The organism is Natrialba hulunbeirensis JCM 10989 (assembly GCF_000337575.1).
Classification (GTDB): domain Archaea; phylum Halobacteriota; class Halobacteria; order Halobacteriales; family Natrialbaceae; genus Natrialba; species Natrialba hulunbeirensis.
In genome coordinates this window covers 247,982-271,360 of the sequence record NZ_AOIM01000009.1, presented here as the reverse complement: position 1 = coordinate 271,360, position 23,379 = coordinate 247,982, and the positions used below count along the sequence as shown (strand labels likewise).

The following is a 23,379-nucleotide window of genomic DNA, read 5'->3' as shown; positions in this document are numbered from 1 at the left end:
CACCCCGACGACGCGCGGGCACTCGAGTACGAAGCCGCTCGCGAGAACCTCTGTCAGTTCGTCGGCGTCGGCGACAAGGTGGCCGACTGCGTGTTGCTCTTTGCACTCGAGTTCGACGAGGCAGTGCCACTCGATACGTGGCTCAAGACGGCGATCGAGGAGCACTATCCCCACTGTGACTGTGGGTCCTACGCCGAAACGTCGCGAGCGCTGCGCGAGGAGTTCGGCGGCGAGTACGCGGGTTATGCACAGACGTACGTCTTTCATCACCTGCGGACTGGCGACTGAGACGGTCGGTCGAAACGAGTTGCCGCACAGTCGCAGCACTGTCTCCCACGGTCCCGGCGACAGCAGAGACGCTCCTGTACTGGCCCCTATATCGGACGTGCTTACAGTTCAAAAGAGTGAAGTTTTGTACATGCAACTATCACGTCATGGAAACCGTCCGTCGGTCCGCCGTCGGCGCGTTCGTCCTCGGCGGTGCTGTGAGCGCAGTGGTTCTCTCGTGGTACGCCGCCGGGTTGGACTACCCGCTGATCGCGTTCGAGCACCCAGTCCAGTTGCTGCCGAGTGTGGTCTTCTTCGTTCTTGGTGGACTTCCGGCGTTTCTTCTCGTCCGGAACCGGGTGCTCACGCCAGCAGTCGTTGCTGTGTTGACTATCGGCGTCTGGATCTGGTCAGAGGCGGATCCAGGGCCTGGTGATCCACTCATCGGACTGGTCTTTGTGACGGCACCGACCGGACTCGCACTGATGCTGGTAAGCGCCTGGATCGAGCTATGGACCCGTCGCCGTCTGACTGCCTGAACTCGAGTCCGATCCAGACTCCTCCGCTCGCGATGATCGATCGAACCAACGGAACTCGTCGGGCACTTATTTGTAGACACACTGCCACTATGTACGTATGAACGGCCCCGCAGCCGCCATCCTGCTCTCCAGCGCCATCTTCGTCGGCGGACTCGGTATCGCGATCAAATACTTCGGCCACGTCGAACTCATCGCCGGCTACGACCCCGATACCGTCACTGACGAAGAAGGACTCGCCTCGTTCGTCGGCACGAACGCCCTCGTCGTCGCCGGGCTACTGGTCGTGCTCGCGGTACTCGAGTACACCCAGCCGGCTGACAGCGCGGTAACCGACGCTGCCTGGATCGGGTTTCTGGTTGTGGTATTCGCACTCACCGGCTGGCTGATCGTCGGGTCGCGACGATTCGAGCGTGGGGAGTAACCCAGAGTGTGACGGACGCTGGCGCGCCGAGGCCGGGATTTTTGCCGGTCGCACTCGAGTGATCGGGTATGGCAGACGAGTCAGACCGAACGCGTGCACACGTGTTCGTTTCGGGAACCGTGCAGGGCGTCTACTACCGGGCGAATACCCGCGATACGGCCCAGGAAAAGGGCGTCGACGGCTGGGTGCGGAATCTCGACGACGGTCGTGTCGAAGCGATCTTCGAGGGCCCCGACGAGGCCGTCGAGTCGATGATCGAGTGGTGTCACACGGGAAGTCCGGCGGCGGAAGTCGAGGCTGTCGAGGCCGAGTTCGAGGACCCCGAGGGCGAGAGTGGGTTCGAGATTCGATACTGACGGTTGGCCGGCCGCTTTGTGTGTTCTCAGACCGTTTCGACCAGATACTCCGCGAGCCACGGCGGCTCCTCGGTGTACTCCCAGTTTGCGAACTCGGCCTTCTCGCCGGCGTAGTAGGCGCGGTAGGCCGCGACGGGGTCACCCGGCCGCTTGTACTTGTCGGGCATGGTCTGGGGTCGCGGCGTCGGCTCCGTGGATGGGAAGTCGATCAGGTCGGGGTCGATCTGGTCGATGACCTCCCAGCTTGCGTGGTTCTCGCCCTCGTCTTTCTCGTAGCGCTCGGTGAACTCGGCGTTGAGCGCTTCAGCGTGCTCGCGCAGGCGGAGCCAGTTCGCCCGCGATTCGGTCGCCCACTCGGTGACGGGGTGGCTGACGTGCGTCGGCTGGTAGAGGAACTCGGCCTCGTAGCCGTTCTCCCGGGCCGCCGTGCAGAGAACCTGTGCGGCCTCTAATAGCAGCTTGTTGACGTGCTGGTCGCAGTGATAGCGCGCTGCGAGCCGCGGGTCCTCGTCGAGCCAGAAGACGTTCACGACGGGCGTAGGTGTTCGAGGGTGTTGAGGCTATCGTCCGCAATCTTCAACGGCTGGCCCGTCGAACGCTCGCGTGTGACATCCTCGCCCGCCGTAAACGGCGGGGCTTCCTACAAGGGAAGCCTCGCGTCGAGGGAGGTTTCAGGACTCGAAGGCCGCAAGCGTCGTCTGTCGGGATTGCCGACTCGGCGTGCGGTGTCCTGTGGCCGTGTCACAACGGCTCCCATTCCGTGGCGAGTCATCGCGTTCCGGTTTCCAGGGAACACTCTCTCCCCACGGATTAAAGCGACCAGCGATATTCGCAGCCGCGTTGATGTCCGCTTGATACTCTGTCACCCAACACTCCGCGTTCGTACACTTGAACTCGGCTTGCGACCCACGACGGCCGATGTGTCCGCACGCGTGGCACGTCTGGGACGTGTAGCGCGGATTCACGAACTCGACCGGGATACCGGCTTCGAGGGCCTTGTCCTCGATGCGGTCGGTGAGGCGGGCGAACGCCCACGAGTGCAACCGCCGGTTCATGTACTTGCCGTAGTCCAAGTTCTCGCGGATGTACGTCAAGTCCTCCATCACCAACACCGGATTCTCGAACTGTGTGGCGTACTCGACGGCTTCTCGAGACGCCTTCTCGACGATGTCCGTCAAGGCGTTCTGGTAGTGGTCGAAGCGTTCGTCCACGCGCCAGTCGGCGGCGTCACGTTCCTGAAGGCGTTTCAGGGTCGTGTACATCTCCTTGCGGAGTGCTCTCGCACGCCCGCCGTCGTAGATGTACGGTTGGGTCGGAGTGTCGTTCTGACAGGCACAGCCCGTCAGAAGCTTGGACTCGCCGATATCGTAGCCAATCAGAGTCGGGTCGTCCGGCGTCTCTGGTTCGTCAATCTCGTACTCGACAGTGACGTGCAGCACCCAGTTCGTTCGGTGCTGTTGCAGTCGGAACTCGCCGACCGTTGTGTCCTCGTCGAACAAGTCGAACCAGAGCGATTCCTGCTCGGGATTGATCCGAAGTGGAATCCAGAAGGCGTTGCCACGTCCGGCCTGCGGAACGCGCCAGCAGAACTCGTGTTCGCGTTCATTGGAGTGGTCGAGACGAAAACCACGGTTCGTGAATCGAACCGGGTGGTCGTCCTCGATTTCCGACGCGTTGTACGTCCGACGGAGTTGCGGGACGTAGCTCTTGAGCGCGTCCTTGGCGTAGGAGGTGAGCGTGTACGACGTGACGACATCGTTGACCGCCGACTGTGTATCCGCGCCACTCTCGAAGGCGTTCTCGAGAGCACGGCGGTAGGTCGCCACGGTACGTTCGAGCCGTTGCTCTTTGCCCGTAGTGGGCGGAGCGAGCGTGGCTTCGAGCGTTTTTGTGGCGGTCGTTTCAGCAGCCATTCGCAGTACAGTCTACACAACCGATGCACATAAATTGCACGTATACGATAAACATGTGTGAGCAAATCAATCCGATTCGAAGTAGACGACGAACAGTACGAGCGGTTGAAAGAAATCAAAGACAAGCGCGGCTACACTTGGAAGGGGCTGATGCTCGAAGGCGCGGAAGCGTTGGACACCGGGGAGTCGTAACAGGGCGAGTTGAGACACGAACGAACGCGATTTCTCCCCGCCCCAAGGGACGGGGTTTCCTCGCTACCGCAAGATGATTACAGGCGAACGGATGGCCGCCGTCGACGCGAACGCCGCGGCGCTCGGCGTCCCGCAAAAGCAGCTCATGGAGTCGAGTGGGAACGCCATCGCCCGCACGGTCCAGGAAGTCACGGAGCCGGACGCGACCATCGCAATCGCCGCCGGCCGCGGAAACAACGGCGGGGATGCGTTCGTCGCTGCGCGCTTTCTGGACGACTATGACGTACGAACGTTCCTGCTCGGTCGCGCGGAGACCATCGGCACCGAAATCGCTCGCGAGAACTGGGACGCACTCCAGCAGGCAGGCTACGACACGCGCGAGGTGACCGACTCCCGGAGTTTCGCCCTCCCCGACTGCGACGTAATCGTCGACGCGATGCTCGGCACGGGGATCAGCGGCGACCTCCGCGAGCCTGCAGCCACCGCGGCGCGGGCGATCAACGACACCGACGCGACCGTTGTCTCGGTGGACGTCCCGTCCGGTTTCGACGCCAACGCTAGAGGAGACAGCCCGCTCGCCTCCAACGCCGTCGAAGCCGACCACATCGTCACCTTCCACGACACCAAACCCGGTCTGGACGACCTCGACGCCGACGTGACCGTCGCGGACATCGGGATTCCGACGGCCGCCGAGCAGTTCGTCGGCCCCGGCGACGTACACCTCGCGCGCCCCGACGACCGGACCGGCCGGGCGTTCGTCATCGGCGGCGGCCCCTACACCGGCGCGCCGGCGCTCGCCGCCCAGTCCGCCCTCCGAGCCAGCATGGAACTCTCGTTCGTCGCGGCACCCGACACTGTTTCCGGCGAGATCCAGAGCTACGCGGAGGACCTGATCGTCCAGCCCTACGAGAGCGAAATCCTCACACCCGATCAGGTCAGCGACCTCGTCGACACCGCCGAACGGTACGACGACGTGGTGATCCTCGGTCCCGGACTCGGCACCGCAGATGAGACGCTCGAGGCCGCCCGCCAGTTTCTCACCTCCTACACCGGCCCCGCGGTCGTCGACGCGGACGCACTCGAGACGGTGCCGGACCTCGACACTGAGGCGACCCTGGTCTGTACGCCAAACCGGCGCGAACTCGCAGGGATGGGTGGCCCCGACGTGGACGACCTGCAGGAGGCTGCAGACGAGATCGAGGCGTTCACAGCGGAGCTGGACCACGTTGACGTCCTCCTCGCGAAGGGGGCGACGGACGTAATCACCGACGGCGAGCGAACGCGGCTCAGTCGCTCGGGGACGGCGGGCATGAAAGTCGGCGGGACGGGCGACGTGCTCACCGGCATCGTCGCCGCGTTACTGGAGCACGCCGAGCCACTGGACGCGGCCGCCGCGGCCGCGCAGGTCAACGGACTCGCCGGCGAACGACTCGCGGCGGCCGACGGATTCGGCTATCTCGCCTCGGAGGTACTCGAGGAAATCTCCAAGGTGCTGTGTGAGAGTGAGGGGAGTGAGAACTGATGAGCGACAAGCCGATTTCGACGGACGGGGGGAACGGGGACAACAGTGGAGCGGAGATGGACGCCGACGCCACCGCCGAGGACCTCACCCACACCACAGACGACGGCGACGTACAGATGGTCGACGTCGGCGACAAGCCAGACAGCAAACGCCGGGCCGTCGCGGCGGGCGAGATCCGCCTGCAGGAATCGACAGTCGAGGCCATTCGTTCGGACGAGATTGGCAAAGGCGACGTGCTCGCGACGGCCCGAATCGGCGCGGTGCAGGCCGTCAAACACACCTGGGAGACGATCCCGATGTGCCACCAGATTCCGATCACGAACGTCGACACCGACTTCTCGCTGACCGAGGACCGCGTCGAGTGCAAGGTCGCGGTCGAGACGACGGGCAAGACCGGCTGTGAGATGGAGGCACTCGAGGGCGTCACGACCGGACTCAACGTCGTCTGGGATATGGTGAAGGCCGTCGAGAAGGACGCCGACGGCCAGTACCCCGAGACGGGAATCGAAAACGTGCGCGTGGTGCAGAAGGAGAAGCGGCAGGTATAGCGCCAGTCTAGCCAAACGTACTTTTTCGTCCGCCACGAATTGGCGGCCATGTCCACGGAGGACGGCGAGGACCCGCCCGTCGCCGCGCCCGAGCCGAGCGACCGCGTCTCCGATCCAAGCGACGCCTTCCAGGCGCTCGGCAACGAGGTCAGGATGGGGATACTCGAGACGATGCTCGAGTGGACGGACGGTGTCGGCGCGGACGCAGGTGAGCGCGACAGCGAGTCAGATCGGGCGCACCCGTCCTTTTCGATGCTGTTCGAGGCCTCGGATGTCGAGACCTCCGCGGGGTTTGCCTATCATCTGGACGAACTCGTGGGGCCGTATCTCCGGAAGGTGAGCGCCGAGTCGTCGGCCGACGCTGACGCCGATACCGATGGTACCAACGAGGGCTACGAACTCACCTACGCCGGCGAGCAGATCGCACGCGCCATCGCGACCGGCACGTACACCCAGCGCGTCGATCACCCGCCGGTCCCGCTCGAGGACGACTGCCCGTTCTGCGAGCACGACGCGCTCACCGCCCGGGCCAGCGACAACCGGGTTACCGTCGCCTGCGGGCACTGCGAACGCCGTCTGCTCCGACTCGACCTCCCGCCGGCCGGACTCGAGTCCCACGGCGAATCGTTCCCCGCGGCCTTCGACCGCTACCACAGACACCGGCTGTCGCTCGTGCGCGACGGGGTCTGTCCGGCCTGCAGCGGCGAGGTCGACGCCAGACTCGTGCGGCCGTCGCCGGCGACAGACGACCTGCTCCCCGCAGAACACGCCATACACCTTCAGGCCGAGTTTACCTGCTCATGTTGTGGTACGACGCTCCGGTCGCCCGTCGCGCTCTCGCTGCTTTCCCATCCGGCCGTCGTCTCGTTCTACTACGAACACGGGCAGGCTGTCAGCGAGCGCCCGCTCTGGAACGTCGGCCACGAGTGGGCCGAGACGGTGCTCTCCGAGGACCCGCTCGCCGTCCGCGTCGTCGTCGAACTCGAGGACGACGTGCTCGCGCTGTACGTCGACGAGCGATTGAACGTGGTCGAGACGCAGCGAGCGTCGGTGTCTGAGACCACCGAGGCCGACGCCGCAGACGAGGGTGACGAGGCCGTCGAGACCACGGAGACTACCGAGGCAGACGAAACAGTCGGGACACACGAGACGGACGATGCAGCCGAGACGGCTGCCCAGTAGCGAACCCGGCGCTACTCGAGTCCCCCGAGTTCTGCTGCAAGCTGCTTTTCGCCGACAGTGCCTGCCCGATCAGCTACGGTATCGGGGGTGAGCACGAGTGCATCGACTGTCTCGGCTGAGAGTTCGGTGTCGGTCTCGGAGTCGGTTCCAGCGGCGAGGGACTCGAGTGCGAGCGAGAGGCCGTCTTCCCCCATCCCCGCCTTGGTACCGCTGTCAGCCAGCTCCCCCTCCAGGAACGATCTAATGTCGGCTGTACCGTTACCGATCGCGGTCGCACGCCAGCCGTAGTGTGTGCCGCCGGGGTCGACCTCGTAGAGCGCTGGCTGGGGGTGTTGTCCTGCGGCGTTACTACCGTTTCCACTACCGCTACCGCCATCACTGCAACCTCCGCTTCCAGGGTCGACACCCGCAACGAGCAACGCAGCACCGTACGGCCGCGTTCCACCAGCCTGCGTCTGTTCCTGGATGTGGTCCGCAATCGCCTCCGCGAGCGTCTCTGTGGGTATCGGCTCAGCATAGCGGAGCCGATGGTGCTGACAGCGCTTCCGAGCCGTCTCGACCAACTGCCGCGCATCAGCAGCGTGCCCCGCAGTGGCGACCGCGACGTGGTCGTCGACCCGGTGGATCTTTGCGATCGACTCGGACTCGAGTAGCGGCGATCGGAGGCGCTTTCGCGCGGCGAGGACGATGCCGTTGTCGGTGACGACGCCAACACTTGGTGAGCCGCGTTCGACCGCCTCGCGGGCGTACTCGACCTGGTAGAGTCGCCCGTCCGGCGAGAAGATCGTGTGCCCGCGGTCGTAGGCCTGCTGGCGAGTGGTACTCGAGTCCATGGTTACGATGCCACCCCCGGTTCTGCGTCGGTGCCGGATTCATCGCCGGTCCCGTTTGCGGTTGCAGTGACGGCGGCGTCGATGCTCTCGAACTGCTCGAACTGCTCGAACTCGCGTTCGTATTCGTATTTATGCTCGTGTTCGTCTCCGTCGAGAGTGAGCGTCGCAATCGTCATCCCGTCGCCACTGGCGGTGTCACGTTCGGTTGCATTGCGGATGGCCGTCGTCGCGAGAGCTCGAAGCGTATCTACGGAGTGGTCCGGTTCGTAGGCGTCCTCGAGTCGACCGTAGGCGAGTTGCATCCCGCTTCCGCTCGCGGCGTAGGGCGTGTCCATCACGCCGCCGCCGGGACCGACCTGATAGACCGCCGGCTCGGGGAACGTGCCGCCGAGGACGAGTTCGAGGTGCTGGTACGGCCCGCTGCGCAGGAGGTCGCCAGCGACCGTGGCCGTCGTCTCGACGGACGGCGAGCGGTCGGTCGCGTGCTCGTAGCGCGAGCGTTCGGCGCGTAACTGGCGGACGAACGACTGGGCCTCGCCGACGCTTCCGGCGAAGGTGAGTGCGGTGTGGTCGTCGACCGGGACGACCTTCCGTGCCGTGCGATTCGTGACGAAGCGGCCGCCCAGGCTGGCGCGCCTGTCGGCGGCGAGGACGACGCCGTCCGCGCCGGCGAGCCCGACCGTCGTCGTGCCGGTTTCGATGTATTCGCTGGAGTCCATCTGATGCATTGGTGTTCGTTCGAATCGACGGGCCACGGCGGGTTGTATGTTAGCTAAAATATATTTTAGCGGAGTGGGCGTACGAACTCGTTTCGCGCCGTCGTCCTACTGAGGAAAGCTGCTGTGATATTGTGGGCCAGATGGAACGCGAAGCGATACGCATTCAGGAAGGACCAGTGTAGTTTTGTTCCGTCAGAAGATATGTGAAAAGGAGAGCTCCAATGGCCCCTGCTCCCTTTGCGTTCGCTGCCCTCCTTGCACTCGCCACAATCGTGCTGTCTGGATTCTGTCTCGCCTACGCAGTCGGTCTCGATGCCGATGCTCGCGGATCGAACGGGCTCATCTGGGGATTGTTCACCCTCGTATTACCGCCCGTGACACCGATCGTGTATCTCGGCTACCGAACGCGACTTCCCGATCGAGACGAACCGGCGAGTCAACTGGAACGCTGGGCTGGAACGATAGGCATCGGTTTCACCGCTGCATATGCCTCGACTGCGGTCCTCGTGCCACCGGACCCCTCCACCCACCTCGTCTTCGGCGGGGCGCTGGCAGTCATCACTCTCCCCGCAGCGTACGTTCTTTGTTACCAGCCAGATCGGCGTGCGATCACGTCCTGAGCGCGGGCATCGTCGCTGGTCAGCGTCATCGACATTCGGATTCGATCGTGAGTTCGACCCTGACCAGCGCGACCGCCAGCAGAGACCGTATGTCACGTCATATAAGTAGTTGCTCGCGGAACGACCCCACATGACTCTGTTCGGGACCGCAGGAATCCGCGGGCCGGTCGAGGAGATCACGCCCGCGCTCGCGCTCTCGGTGGGCCAGGCCGCCGGCGAACCCGGCGAGACGTTCGTCGTCGGCCGCGACGGCCGCGAAACCGGACCGGCGCTGGCTGCCGCGATGGAGGCCGGCCTCGAGAGCGCCGGCGCGGACGTTGCCCGCATCGGACAGGTACCGACGCCGGCGCTCGCGTTCGCCTCGCAGGGCCGCAAGGGCGTCATGCTCACCGCGAGCCACAACCCGCCGACGGACAACGGCATCAAGCTCTTCGTCGACGGCGTCGAGTTCGACCGCGAGGCCGAGGAGGCCGTCGAGGACTACGTAAGCAGCGGGTCGTCGCTCCCCGCATGGGACCAGTGGGGCAGCGCCACTAACCTCGACGTACTTGACCCCTACCGCGACGCCGTCGCGGACTACGTCCGCACGCAGTTCCCCGACCTCGGCGCAGGACAGACGCCGCTTGCCGGCCTCTCCGTCGCCGTCGACTGCGGCAACGGCGTCGGCGCGGTCGCGACCCCGCAGGTACTCGAGTCCCTCGGCGCTGACGTGGTCGCGGTGAACGCGAACGTCGACGGCCACTTCTCGGCACGAGAGAGCAAGCCGACCCCGGAGACGCTGTCGGCCTTCACCCAGTTCCTCGCGGCCGGCGAGTTCGACCTCGGACTGGCCCACGACGGCGACGCGGACCGGCTGGTCGCCCTCGAACCCGACGGCGAGGTAATCCACGAGGATACGGTGCTCGCGCTCGTCGCGGCCCACTATACGGCTGCGAGCGACGCGGCGGACCCCGTGGTCGTCACGACGCCGAACGCCTCGGCGCGCATCGACGAGCAGGTCCGCGACGCCGGCGGCCGGGTCGAACGCGTCCGCCTCGGTGCACTCCACGAGGGAATCGCCCGCGAACGCGCCGCTGGCGACGAGGACACCGCGGTCGTCTTCGCCGCAGAGCCCTGGAAGCACATTCACACCGCCTTCGGCGGCTGGATCGACGGCGTCGCGAGCGCCGCCGTCGTCAGCGCGCTCGTCGCCGACGCCGGCGATACGGACGCGCTCCGCGAGCCGGTCACCGAACGTCCCTACCGGAAGGTCAGCGTCGACTGCCCGGACCAGCACAAGACGGCCGTGATGGGGGCACTCGAGTCCGATCTGCCGGCGGCCTTTCCCGATACGACGGTCGACACGGATTACGGCGTGCGACTCGAGTTCGAGGACGCCTCGTGGACGCTGGTCCGGCCGAGTGGGACGGAACCCTACGTTCGAATCTACGCGGAGAGCGACGAGGTCGACGAGTTGATCGCGAGCGCTCGCGATGTCGTCGAGTCGGCGGTTGCGGACGTGGAGTAATAGTTTGTTTCACGGAGTGTCGACTCCACCCCCAGGGTCAAGCCCGGGGAATTCGCCTGGAGAGCCTGTAAAACCGATAAAGGCGGATGGGATCTGTGTTCACAACTCACATCGACGAGTTGGGCCACTATGCTGCTCAGGTATGCCCAATCCAAACACTGGGTCCGTAGCCGACCGACTTACTCGTCGGTCGGGAGCGGGCCGAGGAATGCAAAGCCGTGTTCCGCACCGGTCGCGAAGATACCTTCGAGATCAGCGTCGGTTACTTCGCGGGGTTCGGGCAGGTCACGACTGGTGGCTGGGTCCCCGACGGCGCGGAAAAAGTCCTCGGCTCCCGCAGGTGACATGACGATGAGCACGCGCAGTACTTCGTCTCCTTCGACACGCATACCGTGCGGTTCACTCGCGGGAACGTACCCGGTCATTCCCGGTTTGAGGTACTCCGTCTCGCCATCGACGTAGAGCATCATTTCACCGTCGAGGACGTGGAAGATTTCGGACGGTTCGTGGGTGTGTAACCCGTTCTCGAAGCCCGGCGGTGCGAGCATATCCTTGACAGAAAACTCCCCGTCCGTGTCGTCGCTGTCGGCCGTAATGGTAATTGTCGCGCCGAGCACGTGTACGTGCTCCCTGGTGGCTGCCGTTTTAATTACTTCACTTGACATTTCAACCGCCAGAGAACGGTACGCCACAGGCCGTCTTAAGGCTGCCTCAGGACCGTTTACGTTGTCGATACGTTATTTGTGATACATTCGTACCACGAGTCAGATCTGGAAGTATACCACTTCTGGGACCACGTCGTTCTCCTGTGCTGAGAGGAACGTGCGTAAACGGGAGTTGTCGCTGGTCGGTGCTTTCTTGCGCGCACCCGAGTAGAGTCATCTATGAACGACGACGCTGCCGACCTGATCGACGCCGCACGGAAGATCCAATCGCAGGCCCACGTCCCCTACTCCGAGTACCGCGTCGGGGCCGCACTCGAGACGGCCGACGGCGAGGTCTTCGTCGGCTGCAACCTGGAGAACGCGAACTTCAGCAACAGTCTCCACGCCGAGGAGGTCGCCATCGCCGAAGCGGTCAAGAACGGCCACCGCGAGTTTACACGGCTCGCCGTGAGTTCGGACCGCCGCGACGGCGTCACCCCCTGTGGAATGTGCCGGCAGACGCTGGCGGAGTTTTGTGACGACGACCTCGTGGTGTTCTGTGACGAGGGAGAAGACCAGGACGCGGACGACGGCACGACCGTCTACACCCTCGGCGAACTCCTCCCCAACACGATTTCTGAGGAGACACTCGAGTAGCACACTGTACTGGTCGTTTCTCACTGCTGTTTCCCAAAACCGATCGGTGGTGTGTGCCAGGAGGCGCCTCTCTTGTGAATGAGTATCACATCATCCGAACGTATATGTCGATCGTCACATATCTGACAGCGTGTGGAGCACCCTGGAGACGAGTCGGTCAGATTGGCGCTCGACGATGCCGTTCCCGAGCGGACCATCGATGACATACGGTCTGCTGGCCCCTCCTGGAACGACCAAAACCGAACGGTTCGCGTCGATTTTGCCGACAGCGAACCCGTCTTTCTGAAGGTGGCGACCGACGGTGACGGCTCGCGGATCACCCGGGAGTGTGCTGTCATCGACTACGTGGCCACACACTGCGATGTACCCGTCCCACAGGTGGTTGCGAGCGAGACCCAAGGAGCGGTTCCCTACCTAATCACCGCCCCAATTCGGGGCCAGAACCTCGCGTCCCGGTGGCCGGACTGGAGCAGTACGGAGCGCACGAGTGCAGTCCGGCGAGTCGGAAGCGCACTGGCGGCAATCCACTCCCGCTCGTTCTGGCAGCACGGACACGTCGTGGGCGGTGACGGAGCCGAACTCGACCTCGAGACAGATCCCTGGACGGAGATCCTCGTCGATAGAATCGAACTGATGCGAGAACTGGCGTCGACCGACCGCTTCGAGCACCACTTCGACGACGTCATCGCCGCCGTCGAAGCGAATCGGGACCGGTTGAACGACGCGCCGGCAACCCTGGTGCACGGTGATCCAGCACGGCCGAACTGCTTCCAGAGCGGGTCCTCGGCCGGCTTCGTCGACTGGGAACTCTCTCATGTTGGCGACCCGGCCCGTGAACTCCACCGAGCGCGAGACCAACTGCTGCCGGACAACGGCGAGGACACACAGCGATTGGCCGCCGTACTCGAGGACGGGTACGAACGGCGCGCCGGCTCGCTTCCGTCAGGGTTGGACGAACGAACGCCGATATACGACGCGGTCCGGCTTCTCGGCACGTCAGGATTCTTCGATAAGTGGGTCGAATTCGCCGATGTCTCCCTGCCGGACGCCGAAACGCGGCTCGAAGCGAAACTGGACCGGAAGCTCGACGAGATTCGGTAGTGGGTAGTGGGCAGTGACTAGTGGGTAGTTTGTAGCCAGCAGCCGGTAACCGGTAGTCGGCTTCCCGTACGCCAGTCTGGCGAAGTCCATTGCAAGAAGTCCCTCGCGTGAGCACCACCGGCCGGTTACAGCGCCGTGAAGCCGCCGTCGACGGGATACGCGTTCCCGGTAACGAACGAGGCCTCGTCCGAGCAGAGCCAGACGACGGCGTTGGCGATCTCCTCGGGACTCCCCATCCGGTTGAGCGGTTGCATCCCGACGAACTGCTCGATCTCCTCGGGATTCTCCGCGGCAGACTGTTCGACCATCGGCGTCTCGATCACGCCGGGACAGACCGCGTTGACACGAACGTCGGCATCCGCGTACTCCGTGGTGGCTACTCGAGTAAGGCCGATAACGCCGTGTTTGCTCGCGGCGTAGGCGGACGACCCGGCCGCAGAGAGGCCGGCGATCGAGGACGTGTTGACGATTGCGCCGCTGTCGCTGTCGCCGTCACCGTCACCGTTTGCCGTCATCTCCTGCAGTTCGTACTTCAGACAGAGCCAGACGCCGGTCAGGTTGATGTCCATGACCTGCTTCCAGTTGGCTTCGGTCTGCTCGGCGAGCGGGTCGTTCTCGCCTTCGATCCCCGCGTTGTTGTGCGCGATATCGAGTCCGCCATAGGTGTCGACTGCCGTCTGGACCATCGCCTCGACGGCGTCCGGGTCCGTGACGTCGGTTTCGACGAACGTCGCAGATCCGCCCGCCGACTCGATCGACTCGACCGTCTCCTCGCCGCCGTCCGTGACCACGTCGGCGACGACGACATTCGCACCCTCGGCTGCGAACCGCTCCGCTGTTTTCCTCCCGATTCCCGACGCGCCGCCGGTGACGATAGCCGTCTTTCCGTCCAGATTGTACGTCATGTGTTCGTGGTGGCGACTCAACTCGAGTCGACGTAAGTGTCAGGACGCTTCTCACTCGCCGGAGTGCACCCCACCGTCAGCGGCGACTCTCGAGTACGTCGCGCAGAATCGTTCGGTGGCACCGTTTCTTCTCTGTATTCTCGTAGCAGACGAGCGCCAGACTCTCACCGGAAGCGAGTCGATCCGCGAGGGACTCGAGTGCACGCTCTGCGTCGTCGGCTGTCTGGAGGTGCTCCCGGTAGGCGTCGCCAAAGCCAACTTGCTCCCAGGCGGCGTTGTGGGCTTCCTCGTCGCAGATGCCGCGCATCTTCAGGTCGTCCTCAGCGGTCCGAACGGCGTCGAGCAGATCAGCAGGCGGCGCGAGTTCGGGAATGTTCTCGTCGACTGCAGCGTGGAACCACGAGGTGGGAGAACGGACAACGCCGACGAGAGTCGTCTCGGGCGAAACGTCGGCGAGGTCGTGCTGGAGCGCGGCGACGTAGGTGTCGGTGAGGGTGCCCTCGCGCTGGTTGACCTCGGTGGCACTATCGCGGCCGTCGCGCCGATCACGAGCCATACCTGCCGGTACGGCCGTCCTGCATTTATATACGGTGTCGGTGCGAAGCGCCGCTACTCGATGACCGGCGATAGTGAAGACCCGAACGCGGACGTACAGTACCACCTCGAAGTGAGCGCCGACGACGTGGCAGACACCGTCCTCCTGCCCGGCAATCCGGAGCGACTCGAGAAGATCGTCGACCACTGGGACGACCACGAGATTCGCGCCCACCACCGCGAATACCGGACTGCGACGGGGAGCTACGAGGGGACGCCGATTTCGGTTACCTCGACGGGAATCGGCAGCCCGTCGGCCGCGATCGCCGTCGAAGAACTCGCTCGCGTCGGCTCCGAGACGTTCATTCGGGTCGGCTCCTGTGGTGCGCTGCAGGAGGACATGGCCGTCGGCGACCTCGTGATCAGTACCGGCGCGGTCCGCCAGGAGGGGACGAGCGACGAGTACGTGCGGGAGGACTACCCCGCGACGGCGGATTATGAGGTCGTCGCTGCGCTCGTCGCCGCCGCAGAGCGACTGGGCTATGACTACCACACCGGGATCTCGATGAGTGCGGACTCGTTCTACGCGGGCCAGGGCCGGCCCGGCTACGACGAGTTCGAGGCCGCCGGCGCGGACGAGTTGGTCGATCAGCTCGTCGAGGCCAACGTGAAGAACATCGAAATGGAGGCGAGCGCAATCTTCACGCTCGCGAATATCTACGGGCTACGCGCCGGCGCAATCTGTTCGGTGTACGCGAACCGCCAGACCGGCGAGTTCAGAACGGAAGGCGAGTCCCGAGCGGCCGAGACGGCGACGCTCGCGACGCACTTGCTCGCGAAGATGGACGAGAAAAAGCGCGAGGCGGGTGCTGAGCGGTGGCATCCGGGACTGTCGCTCGCGGAGTAGACGCGAATTGAAGGAGCGAAAATAACTACCAACTGCTGATTGGAGCTACCAACTCAGTCTGCCGTCCGCTGTTCGTTCTCGTGTAGACGTCGCATTCGTGCTTTGAGATCCACACCGCGCTTGCTGAACCACCAGAGGCGCGTCCGGTAGAAGCCGTAGCCGAGCACCATCCAACCGGCGAGCACGGCGACCATTACCGGAAGCTGGGTCGAAACCAGAATCCAGAGGAAGCCGGCGGAGATGACTGCGCCCGCGGCGACGAATCGGAGTACCCACAGCGGTAGCTTGTACAGCGAGTACTCGTAGCGCTGCGGGAACGCCGCCGGCAGATTCCAGAGCGCGACGCCCGCAACGGCGAGGCCGAACAGAATCGTCAGCGAGAGCGCGACCGAGAGCGTGACCGTCCCGGGCGAAACCGGGGCGATGAGCAGGGGCGGAATCCCGAGGACGAGCACGGCCACGTGGGGCGACTCGAACCGATCGTGAATCCGCGCGAGCGCGCCGGGGATGATGTTGTCACGACCGGCGCGCATCAGCAGCCGCGAGTACGCCGTATACGTCATGTTGATCGACGTGAGCGCACCCATCGCCGCCGCGACGAAGACCAATCCCGTCAGCGGCGCCGGGAAGTTGTCGAGCGAGACCTGCGCGACGGCAGCGTCCATCTCGCCGAGCGCCTGCCAGTTCGTCGTCCCGACGAGGACGACCACGAGCCCAACCAGCAACGTGAGCGAAATCGCAGCCGAGAGCCCGAGCACCCGTGGAATGTTCTTGGCGGGATCTTTCATCTCCTCGCCCAACTCGAGTACCAGTCGGAAGCCACGAAGTGGGAAGTACAGCGAGACGATGGCGACTATGACTGCGCCTGCGCCTTCGGGGAAAGCGGGCGTGTAGTTGGCCGTGTCGACGACGAACGCGCCGGGGATGATGAACGCGAGCATGCCGACGACAATGAGCGAGACCATCGTGAACTGGATGATCGCGACCATCTTGATCCCGAGAACGTTGAGAACAATGAAGGGAATGAGCAGGCCGTAGACGAGCGCGAGTTCGGGCACCTCGGGGACGGCACCGACCGTCCCGGAGACGAACTCGGCGTACTCGGCGAATCCGAAGCCGATGAACAACATACCCGCCCAGACGCCGGGAATCGTGATCCAGGGAAGTAAAAAGCCCCAGAAGGGGCCGACGAGCCGCGACGCGTAGACGTAGCTGCCGCCGGCAGCAGGGATAGCACTCCCCAACTGAAGTGACATGAGTATCCCGAACAGGAGCGGGATCAGTGCGAGCAAGAGCGCGAAGATGACGCCAGGTCCGACATCACCCGCCAGCGGACCCGGGAGGACGAACGCACTCACACCGATTACGTTGCCGATGATGAGGACCGTTGCACCGAGAACGCCGACCTCGGTGTTGATAAGACGATGTTCTGTCATTAGTTCACAACCACAATGGGTGTTCGGACCATGCGCGGTGTTTGATAACAATGTTTCGGAGTTGTTTGGGTCGGTTTACAACGTTGTCTATGAAGGATTTTTGGTTAACGATAGAGGTTTCCTGGAGCAGACCAGTTACAACAGTCAAGAACAGTCCGTCGATCGGAGTTGCGGTATCCGCCGACGAATGGCGGTGTGTCGCCCTAGTCGCGAAGGCGAACCAGTTCGTCTTCGAAGACCTTCCGATTCGGGATGATGTACTCCTCGGAGTCGCTCTCGATCTTCGTCACGAAGAGGTCAACCTCCTGAACGATGCCAGACTGCTCACCGATTCGAATCTGATCGCCGATCCCGTAGGGCTGGTTGAGCAGCAGGTAAATCCCCGCCGCACTCGAGATGAGGAAGTCTTTGAAGACGACTGCACCGACGATGACGATGCCGACGGCATAGACTGCGAGCAGGATCAACAGTGGAGCGACGTAGACGCCGATCTGTCCCAGTGCGATGAGGAAGGCCACGTAGAGGACGGAGTACTTGACGACCTTCGGGATGATCGAAACCTCTGGCAGTTTGACGCCGCGGAGGTACTCGCTGACGGCCAGTTCGGCCTTGTCGGCCACGATAAAGCCGAAGATGAGCACGAGAACCGCGATGAACACCTGCGGGATGAACTCGACGACACGGATCCAGAACGCCTCCGTGTCGAGCAACTGGGCGATGTGAATCGCCGTCAGGACGGCGATGCCGTAGATGAACCACGAACTCAGCCGGGCGACGATTTCGACGGACGAGGTGCCGATTGACTGGGCGGTCCGCTCGAACGGCGTCCCCTCGACGGCGTCCGGCACGCCCGACGCCGAGAGCAACTCTTTGTTGAGACGGCCGACCAGATAGCCGACCACGATCCCAAGCGCGAGCACTGCCGCGGCTATAACGGCCGGCTCGTCGATGAGGGTCTGCCAGTTCATGTCAGTACGCCTCCGGATCAACCTCCATGATGAGCTCGCCACCCTTGAAAGCCCGCACGAGCCCATCACTCTCCGACAACACGATCGTGATCGCGTTCGTATCGCGCGTGATCGCACCGCCGGCCATGTGGCGTGCGCCGAGCCCCTTCGGAATGTCCACCCCCTCTGCGGACGGCTCGAGGTACCGGTAGGCCGAAACGATCTTCCCCGCATCCGAGATGACGAACGCGCCGTCGAGCCGCGAGAACTCCTTCAGCATCACATTTACGATCGGGTCACCGACGTGAACGTGGGACTTCTCGAACGGGTTGTACGACAGCGGACGGGACTTGTTCATCACCTTGCCTGCATCGCCGACGACGAACAGCGCGCCCACTGGCTTGCCCTTCTGCCCTTTCTTTCCGAGTTCGATCGCCAGTTCGAGAACCGACTTGATCACCGCCGGCTCCGCGCGCGATTTCGTGAAGAGATCGTAAATTCCCGTCCGTTCGTCCGCGATCGCTCGCACGCGCGACACCGTGTCCATCTCGTCACTGAACACGCTCGTCGCACAGACGAGTTCGTCACCGTCCTCGAGTACACCCTGTTCGAGCGCCCCCTCGAGACCAAAGTCGATCCGCTCCGAGACGTCCTCGAACTCGAGTGGGAGCTCGACAAAGGTGTCGGCGCCGATGTCGTTGTCCGTTCCGACGACGACTGTGTCGAGATCCTCAAGCTCTCGACAGCGCTCGTAGACGGAGCTACTCGGTGAAAAGAGAACGACTGCATCGGCGTTCGAGAAGAGTTGCCCGAACACATCGTCTAACCCGGCCATTGCTCATACAAGCCGTTTGCGCGCGAATAAGCGTTATGGAGCGTCAGACGTGTGTCTGCCACGACATGCTGTGGGTTAAAAGGGTGCGGGTGCTGAGTAGGTAGCGGTCTGTGGGTTGGGAACTGGTGGAGAGCGACACCAGTACGCTTCGGTGGGACGCAGTTGTGGGGAACTCGAGCAGCGGAGTGTGTAGTACTCGAGTAGCGAGGTGAGAGCGAAGTGGGAAGGTGGGAAGAAAATGGAGGGTGCACTCGAGTATCGACCGGCGAGCGAGGGGCACTCGAGTAGGATGACCAGAGTGCGAACGCGGGACCGGATTCGAACCCAAGCAAGACGGTCGCCCTCGCGCAGCTCGAGCGCTGCGACTTGCAGGATTCGAACCGGCCATCCGATTCCTGTCGCTCGCCGAGTTGCTCGCGACAGGAATACCGGGACCGGATTCGAACAACGCGAAGACGTGCTCGCGGTGCTGCGCGCGTCTTCTCTCGTTCGAATCCGCCGACCGCAGTCTCCGCTCACGGTATTGTTCGCTGAGAATGCGCGGGACCGGATTCGAACCGCGAGGACACCACTTCGCTCGCCCTCTGGGCCACAAATCCGGCCCGATGCAGAACCTGCGGCTCGCGAATTTACTCGACGCAGAACCATGCGCGGGACCGGATTCGAACCGGCGGACTCCTACGAGACAGCGTCCTAAGCGCTGCGCCGTTGGCCTAGCTTGGCTACCCGCGCGCACCCATCGCTTTTCACGAGTCCAGTAAGTAGTTGTCGGTCCGCAGTACGGCTCCCGGGTTCGGTCACTGATGTTTGACCGGCTCCTCGGGCGACCAGTCCGGAGGGACGATAAAGGTCACGTGCTCCGAATCGCGAAGTTGGTGTAGCTCTGCCGCCTGCTCGGCCAGCGCCCGGTCTCGGTACGGCATCTCGAGACCGCAGCCAGTGCAGACGAGCTTGCAGGTTGGTTCCTTCATGGCGTGACGCAGGTCTCCAGCCGTGCCGAGACCGGAACCCGACGCTGCTCAGTGCTTGGCGATTCCCGGGCTTTAGTAGTTGTCTCCTAGTGAAATCCAAGGAGAACGGCTGATTCGCCGAGATATTCGTAGCTGAACGTTGGCCCAAGTAGCGCACTATTGGGACCGGCAACGATATGAAACGGATCACATCCATCACCAACTGGTACCGCTTACACAGCGTCCAGACGCCAGCTACTGGTCACTCACACACGACAGTCAGTCGGTCGAATCACTCGTCAATACACAGCAGAATCAGCTATCGACAGCAGGCCCGCTCATCCACACAGCTCGTCCGCAGGTTTATCCCTGATCACGCGATACACCGGTGTATGCACAGCGCCCGCGACCGACTCGAGTACGAACCGTGGCTGGCCGAACTCGAACAGGTCGCAGATCGGCTCGAACTGACACAGGAGGCCCGTTCCTGTGCTGCAGAGCTCTTTCTCATGGACGTGCCGGACGCGGATCGATCGAAACGAGCGGTCCTCGCCGCCAGTATCTACGCCGGTGCGCTCGTCGCTGGCGAGGGGTGTACCCAGGGGACCGTTGCCGACGCCGCGGACGTCTCCAGACTCTCGATTCAAACGCGCTGGAAGGACCGACTCGAGGAGGCCGGACTCGAGCCGCCACGCTGGTAGGGAGCGCAGTATCTCGGATCCAGCGACTGTTGTGCGTCGTAAGTGTATGATACGCGGAGGAAAGACCGTATTAGTAGCCGACTGTAGTTGCCATTGGAAACGGGTTGGGTGACCTTGGAACAGCGATCACACTCAGGTTGGAGCAGAAGACGGAGTCACGAACGAGCAGTAAGCGACAGTGGCGTTACGATGCGCCGTCGGTGGTGTCAGTTCTCCCGTCGTCGTCCTCGAGTACGGTCCCGTGCTCGTCGATCTCACCGCGAACGATACGGGTACTCGAGATGATGTCACCGTCGTCGGCGCGCAGGTGTGGGACGACGACGACCTCGAGTGGGTCGTAGCCACGTTCGCGACGAATGTCGTTGATTCGCTCGCCGCCGGCTTTGGTTTCGGGGGAGACGACCAGATAGTCAAATGGCTCTTCGGTCGCGATTCCGGTTGGTTCCTCGAGCGTTCGGATCTCGAAACTGCGGTCGTACTCGGCAGCAATGGACTCGAGTTCGGCCGCGAGGTCGTCCCGTCGCTCGTTGAACGGGCGGACCCGTCGTTCTACGTGTCGTGTTTGCGGGGCGAGTTCGTCGCTGGTCAAGCCGACCGTGACGTCTCCGAGTTCGAACGCCCGTTCGAACAGCCGACGGTGGCCGTCGTGAACGGGGTCGAACGTCCCACCAAGCGCGACGTCCATACCCCACCTGACTGGCGCGGTCCGTATAAAACGGTCGAAACAGGGGACACGGAAGTGGGGCCAATCCACGACGGCAATATTCGACACTTGTCGATATCCGCCTTCGCATTGTTTTTAGTGGTCGCCCGCACTGTGGCTGATATGGGACTCGACGAGGATGCCTTAGACTATCACTTGACAGATCCGCCGGGTAAAATCGAAATTTCGACGACGAAACCGACGAACACGCAGCGGGATCTCTCGCTTGCGTACTCGCCCGGCGTGGCTGCCCCCTGTATGGAGATTGCGGAGGACGAAACCGACGCCTACACGTATACCGCGAAGGGGAACCTCGTCGGCGTCGTGTCGAATGGGTCTGCCGTCCTCGGACTCGGTGATATCGGTGCACAGGCATCGAAGCCGGTCATGGAGGGCAAGGGCGTGCTGTTCAAGCGCTTTGCCGACATCGACGTTTTCGACATCGAACTCGACGAGGAAGACCCCCACAAGTTCGTCGAGGCAGTCAAAATGATGGAGCCGACCTTCGGTGGCATCAATCTCGAGGATATCACGGCACCGGCCTGTTTCACGATCGAAGAGCGTCTGCGCGAGGAGATCGACATTCCGGTGTTCCACGACGACCAGCACGGGACCGCGATCATCTCCGGTGCGGCGCTGCTCAACGCGGCTGACATCGCGGACAAGGACCTCGAAGACCTCGAGATCGTCTTCTCGGGGGCGGGTGCGAGCGCGATCGCGACGGCGCGTTTCTACGTCTCGCTTGGCTGCCGAGCCGAGAACATCACGATGTGTGACTCCTCGGGCATCATCACCGAAGCCCGCGCCGAAGACGACGGCGTCAACGAGTACAAACAGCAGTTCGCCCGCGACGTACCCGAAGGCGATCTCGCGGACGCGATGGAAGATGCAGACGTCTTCGTCGGCCTCTCGATCGGCGGCCTCGTCTCCCAGGAGATGGTCCAGTCGATGGCCAGCGATCCGATCATCTTCGCGATGGCCAACCCCGATCCGGAGATCGGCTACGAGGAGGCGAAGGCGGCCCGAGACGACGACGTGATCATGGCGACCGGGCGCTCTGATTACCCAAATCAGGTCAACAACGTCCTCGGGTTCCCGTTCATCTTCCGCGGCGCACTCGACGTGCGTGCGACGGAGATCAACGAGGAGATGAAAGTGGCCTGCGCCGAAGCGCTCGCAGACCTCGCACGTCAGGACGTCCCTGACGCAGTCGTCAAGGCCTACGGTGACGACCCGATCCAGTACGGACCGGATTACATTATTCCGAAGCCGGTCGACCCGCGCGTCCTCTTTCAGGTCGCGCCCGCAGTCGCTCGGGCCGCCATCGAATCCGACGCAGCCCGTACGGACCTCGACCTCGACGAGTACGAGGAGGAACTCGAGGCCCGCCTCGGCAAATCCCGCGAGATGATGCGCGTCGTCCTCAACAAGGCAAAGAGCGACCCGAAGACCGTTGCGCTCGCAGAGGGCGAGAACGAGAAGATGATTCGAGCGGCCTACCAGATTCAGGAGCAGGGAATCGCCGTTCCGATCCTCATCGGCGACGAGTCCAAGATTCGCCAGACGGCCTCGAGCCTCGGCCTCGATTTCACACCACAGGTCGCAGACCCCACCGTCGGCGACTACGAGGACTACGCCGACCGGCTGCACGAACTGCGTTCCCGGAAGGGTATTACGCGAACCGAGGCCGGCGAACTCATCGAGGGTGATTCGAACTACTTCGGGAGCGTCATGGTCGAACAGGGCGACGCCGACGCGCTCTTGACCGGGCTCTCCCACCACTACCCGTCCGCACTCCGGCCACCGCTGCAGGTGATCGGCACCGCGGACGATGTCGACTACGCCGCCGGCGTCTACATGCTCACGTTCAAGAACCGCGTCGTCTTCGTCGCCGACGCGACGGTGAATCAGGCCCCCGACGAGGAGGTGCTGGCCGAGGTGACGAAACAGACCGGCATGCTCGCCCGACGGTTCAACGTCGAGCCCCGCGCCGCCCTGCTCTCGTACTCGAACTTCGGCAGCGTCGACAACGAGGGCACTCGCAAACCGCGAAACGCGGCGCGGATGCTGCAAGACGACCCCGAGGTCGATTTCCCCGTCGACGGCGAGATGCAGGCCGATACCGCCGTCGTCGACGACATTCTGGAGGGAACCTACGGCTTCTCGGAGCTCGACCAACCCGCGAACGTGCTCGTCTTCCCGAACCTCGAGTCGGGCAACATCGGCTACAAGCTGCTCCAGCGCCTCGGCGGCGCGGACGCCATCGGCCCGATGCTCGTCGGAATGGACCGCCCGGTCCACGTCCTCCAGCGGGGCGACGAGGTCAAGGACATCGTGAATCTCGCGAGCGTCGCAGTCGTGGACGCCCAGGAGGAGTAGCAACGGACTTCTTTTTGCGTATCGTTCGCCGAGTGCAGCGAATCGTCGGTCTTTAGCGTCC

At 63.4% G+C, this 23,379-nt stretch carries 26 protein-coding genes, 1 tRNA gene and 1 pseudogene; 15 read left to right on the top strand and 13 right to left on the bottom strand.

The features are described from left to right. The 4 genes and pseudogenes from C483_RS02530 to C483_RS02515 form a co-directional block, all read left to right on the top strand. Positions 1–288 (top strand): annotated as a pseudogene (locus C483_RS02530) (8-oxoguanine DNA glycosylase); the annotation flags it as partial. A gap of 146 nt (positions 289–434) precedes the next feature. Next, on the top strand, positions 435–806 hold the full coding sequence (locus tag C483_RS02525) for a hypothetical protein (RefSeq protein WP_006651774.1): 372 nt from the start codon (positions 435–437) through the stop codon (positions 804–806). Positions 807–903: 97 nt separating this feature from the next. After that, positions 904–1,227: a DUF3784 domain-containing protein gene (locus tag C483_RS02520; RefSeq protein ID WP_006651773.1), complete on the top strand. Its 324-nt coding sequence runs from the start codon at positions 904–906 to the stop codon at positions 1,225–1,227. 68 nt (positions 1,228–1,295) lie between these two features. Next, positions 1,296–1,583, top strand: a complete 288-nt coding sequence (locus C483_RS02515; protein ID WP_006651772.1) for an acylphosphatase — start codon at positions 1,296–1,298, stop codon at positions 1,581–1,583. 26 nt (positions 1,584–1,609) lie between these two features. Here C483_RS02515 and C483_RS02510 read toward each other — a convergent pair whose 3' ends face one another. Together C483_RS02510 and C483_RS02505 are read right to left on the bottom strand one after the other, a co-directional pair. Continuing rightward, positions 1,610–2,113 carry a hypothetical protein gene (locus C483_RS02510; RefSeq protein WP_006651771.1) on the bottom strand — a complete coding sequence of 168 codons (504 nt, stop codon included), beginning with the start codon at positions 2,111–2,113 and terminating at the stop codon, positions 1,610–1,612. Positions 2,114–2,254: 141 nt separating this feature from the next. Then, entirely contained in the window at positions 2,255–3,496 is a 1,242-nt protein-coding gene (locus tag C483_RS02505) for an RNA-guided endonuclease TnpB family protein (protein WP_006651770.1), read from the bottom strand. A 57-nt stretch (positions 3,497–3,553) separates the two neighbouring features. Between C483_RS02505 and C483_RS21030 the strand changes: the two genes are divergently transcribed. The 4 genes from C483_RS21030 (at position 3,554) to C483_RS02490 (ending at position 6,940) form a co-directional block, all read left to right on the top strand. Next, a complete protein-coding gene (locus C483_RS21030) occupies positions 3,554–3,688 on the top strand; it encodes a hypothetical protein (RefSeq protein ID WP_006651769.1) in 135 nt (44 codons plus the stop codon). A gap of 73 nt (positions 3,689–3,761) precedes the next feature. Continuing rightward, the gene (locus C483_RS02500) at positions 3,762–5,210 is read left to right on the top strand and encodes a bifunctional ADP-dependent NAD(P)H-hydrate dehydratase/NAD(P)H-hydrate epimerase (protein ID WP_006651768.1); all 1,449 of its coding nucleotides are present in this window, start codon (positions 3,762–3,764) and stop codon (positions 5,208–5,210) included. Then, complete coding sequence (gene moaC, locus C483_RS02495) at positions 5,210–5,758, top strand: cyclic pyranopterin monophosphate synthase MoaC (RefSeq protein ID WP_006651767.1); 549 nt, start codon at positions 5,210–5,212, stop codon at positions 5,756–5,758. Before C483_RS02500 ends, moaC begins: the two co-directional genes overlap by 1 nt. Positions 5,759–5,806: 48 nt before the next feature. Further along, the gene (locus tag C483_RS02490; protein WP_006651766.1) at positions 5,807–6,940 is read left to right on the top strand and encodes a DUF7351 domain-containing protein; all 1,134 of its coding nucleotides are present in this window, start codon (positions 5,807–5,809) and stop codon (positions 6,938–6,940) included. Positions 6,941–6,951: 11 nt separating this feature from the next. On the opposite strand, the gene C483_RS02485 is transcribed toward C483_RS02490, so the two are convergent. Continuing rightward, complete coding sequence (locus tag C483_RS02485) at positions 6,952–7,773, bottom strand: archaeal proteasome endopeptidase complex subunit alpha (protein WP_006651765.1); 822 nt, start codon at positions 7,771–7,773, stop codon at positions 6,952–6,954. Positions 7,774–7,775: 2 nt separating this feature from the next. Then, a complete protein-coding gene (locus C483_RS02480) occupies positions 7,776–8,501 on the bottom strand; it encodes a proteasome subunit alpha (protein WP_049912382.1) in 726 nt (241 codons plus the stop codon). Between the two features lie 212 nt (positions 8,502–8,713). Here C483_RS02480 and C483_RS02475 point away from each other — a divergent pair, with 212 nt between their 5' ends. Then, positions 8,714–9,112 carry a hypothetical protein gene (locus C483_RS02475; protein ID WP_006651763.1) on the top strand — a complete coding sequence of 133 codons (399 nt, stop codon included), beginning with the start codon at positions 8,714–8,716 and terminating at the stop codon, positions 9,110–9,112. A gap of 130 nt (positions 9,113–9,242) precedes the next feature. Beyond that, positions 9,243–10,619 (top strand): hypothetical protein, encoded by a 1,377-nt coding sequence (locus C483_RS02470; protein ID WP_006651762.1) that lies wholly within the window; start codon positions 9,243–9,245, stop codon positions 10,617–10,619. A gap of 179 nt (positions 10,620–10,798) precedes the next feature. Here C483_RS02470 and C483_RS02465 read toward each other — a convergent pair whose 3' ends face one another. After that, a complete protein-coding gene (locus C483_RS02465; RefSeq protein WP_006651761.1) occupies positions 10,799–11,236 on the bottom strand; it encodes a cupin domain-containing protein in 438 nt (145 codons plus the stop codon). Positions 11,237–11,503: 267 nt separating this feature from the next. On the opposite strand from C483_RS02465, the gene cdd reads away from it, so the two are divergent. Together cdd and C483_RS02455 are read left to right on the top strand one after the other, a co-directional pair. Next, complete coding sequence (gene cdd / locus C483_RS02460; protein ID WP_006651760.1) at positions 11,504–11,920, top strand: cytidine deaminase; 417 nt, start codon at positions 11,504–11,506, stop codon at positions 11,918–11,920. Between the two features lie 132 nt (positions 11,921–12,052). Continuing rightward, entirely contained in the window at positions 12,053–13,021 is a 969-nt protein-coding gene (locus tag C483_RS02455; RefSeq protein WP_049912380.1) for a phosphotransferase family protein, read from the top strand. Positions 13,022–13,146: 125 nt separating this feature from the next. On the opposite strand, the gene C483_RS02450 is transcribed toward C483_RS02455, so the two are convergent. Then, positions 13,147–13,926 (bottom strand): glucose 1-dehydrogenase, encoded by a 780-nt coding sequence (locus C483_RS02450; RefSeq protein ID WP_006651758.1) that lies wholly within the window; start codon positions 13,924–13,926, stop codon positions 13,147–13,149. Positions 13,927–14,002: 76 nt separating this feature from the next. After that, positions 14,003–14,482, bottom strand: coding sequence for a DUF488 domain-containing protein (locus C483_RS02445; RefSeq protein ID WP_006651757.1), 480 nt, complete (start codon positions 14,480–14,482; stop codon positions 14,003–14,005). A gap of 60 nt (positions 14,483–14,542) precedes the next feature. Between C483_RS02445 and C483_RS02440 the strand changes: the two genes are divergently transcribed. Further along, complete coding sequence (locus C483_RS02440) at positions 14,543–15,367, top strand: nucleoside phosphorylase (RefSeq protein WP_006651756.1); 825 nt, start codon at positions 14,543–14,545, stop codon at positions 15,365–15,367. A gap of 53 nt (positions 15,368–15,420) precedes the next feature. Here C483_RS02440 and C483_RS02435 read toward each other — a convergent pair whose 3' ends face one another. The 5 genes from C483_RS02435 to C483_RS20335 all read right to left on the bottom strand — a co-directional run bounded on the left by C483_RS02435 (position 15,421) and on the right by C483_RS20335 (position 19,556). Then, on the bottom strand, positions 15,421–16,803 hold the full coding sequence (locus C483_RS02435; RefSeq protein ID WP_006651755.1) for an APC family permease: 1,383 nt from the start codon (positions 16,801–16,803) through the stop codon (positions 15,421–15,423). Positions 16,804–17,006: 203 nt separating this feature from the next. Continuing rightward, positions 17,007–17,771, bottom strand: a complete 765-nt coding sequence (locus C483_RS02430; RefSeq protein ID WP_006651754.1) for a mechanosensitive ion channel domain-containing protein — start codon at positions 17,769–17,771, stop codon at positions 17,007–17,009. 1 nt (position 17,772) lies between these two features. Continuing rightward, positions 17,773–18,585: a diadenylate cyclase DacZ gene (dacZ, locus tag C483_RS02425; RefSeq protein WP_006651753.1), complete on the bottom strand. Its 813-nt coding sequence runs from the start codon at positions 18,583–18,585 to the stop codon at positions 17,773–17,775. A 647-nt stretch (positions 18,586–19,232) separates the two neighbouring features. Next, positions 19,233–19,317 (bottom strand) — tRNA-Leu (locus tag C483_RS02420). Positions 19,318–19,382: 65 nt separating this feature from the next. Continuing rightward, entirely contained in the window at positions 19,383–19,556 is a 174-nt protein-coding gene (locus C483_RS20335; RefSeq protein WP_006651752.1) for a hypothetical protein, read from the bottom strand. Positions 19,557–19,927: 371 nt separating this feature from the next. Here C483_RS20335 and C483_RS02415 point away from each other — a divergent pair, with 371 nt between their 5' ends. Beyond that, positions 19,928–20,236 (top strand): hypothetical protein, encoded by a 309-nt coding sequence (locus tag C483_RS02415; RefSeq protein ID WP_006651751.1) that lies wholly within the window; start codon positions 19,928–19,930, stop codon positions 20,234–20,236. 184 nt (positions 20,237–20,420) lie between these two features. On the opposite strand, the gene C483_RS02410 is transcribed toward C483_RS02415, so the two are convergent. Then, on the bottom strand, positions 20,421–20,921 hold the full coding sequence (locus tag C483_RS02410) for a phosphopantetheine adenylyltransferase (protein ID WP_006651750.1): 501 nt from the start codon (positions 20,919–20,921) through the stop codon (positions 20,421–20,423). A gap of 141 nt (positions 20,922–21,062) precedes the next feature. Between C483_RS02410 and C483_RS02405 the strand changes: the two genes are divergently transcribed. Next, the gene (locus C483_RS02405) at positions 21,063–23,318 is read left to right on the top strand and encodes an NADP-dependent malic enzyme (protein ID WP_006651749.1); all 2,256 of its coding nucleotides are present in this window, start codon (positions 21,063–21,065) and stop codon (positions 23,316–23,318) included. Positions 23,319–23,379: the final 61 nt, after the last annotated feature.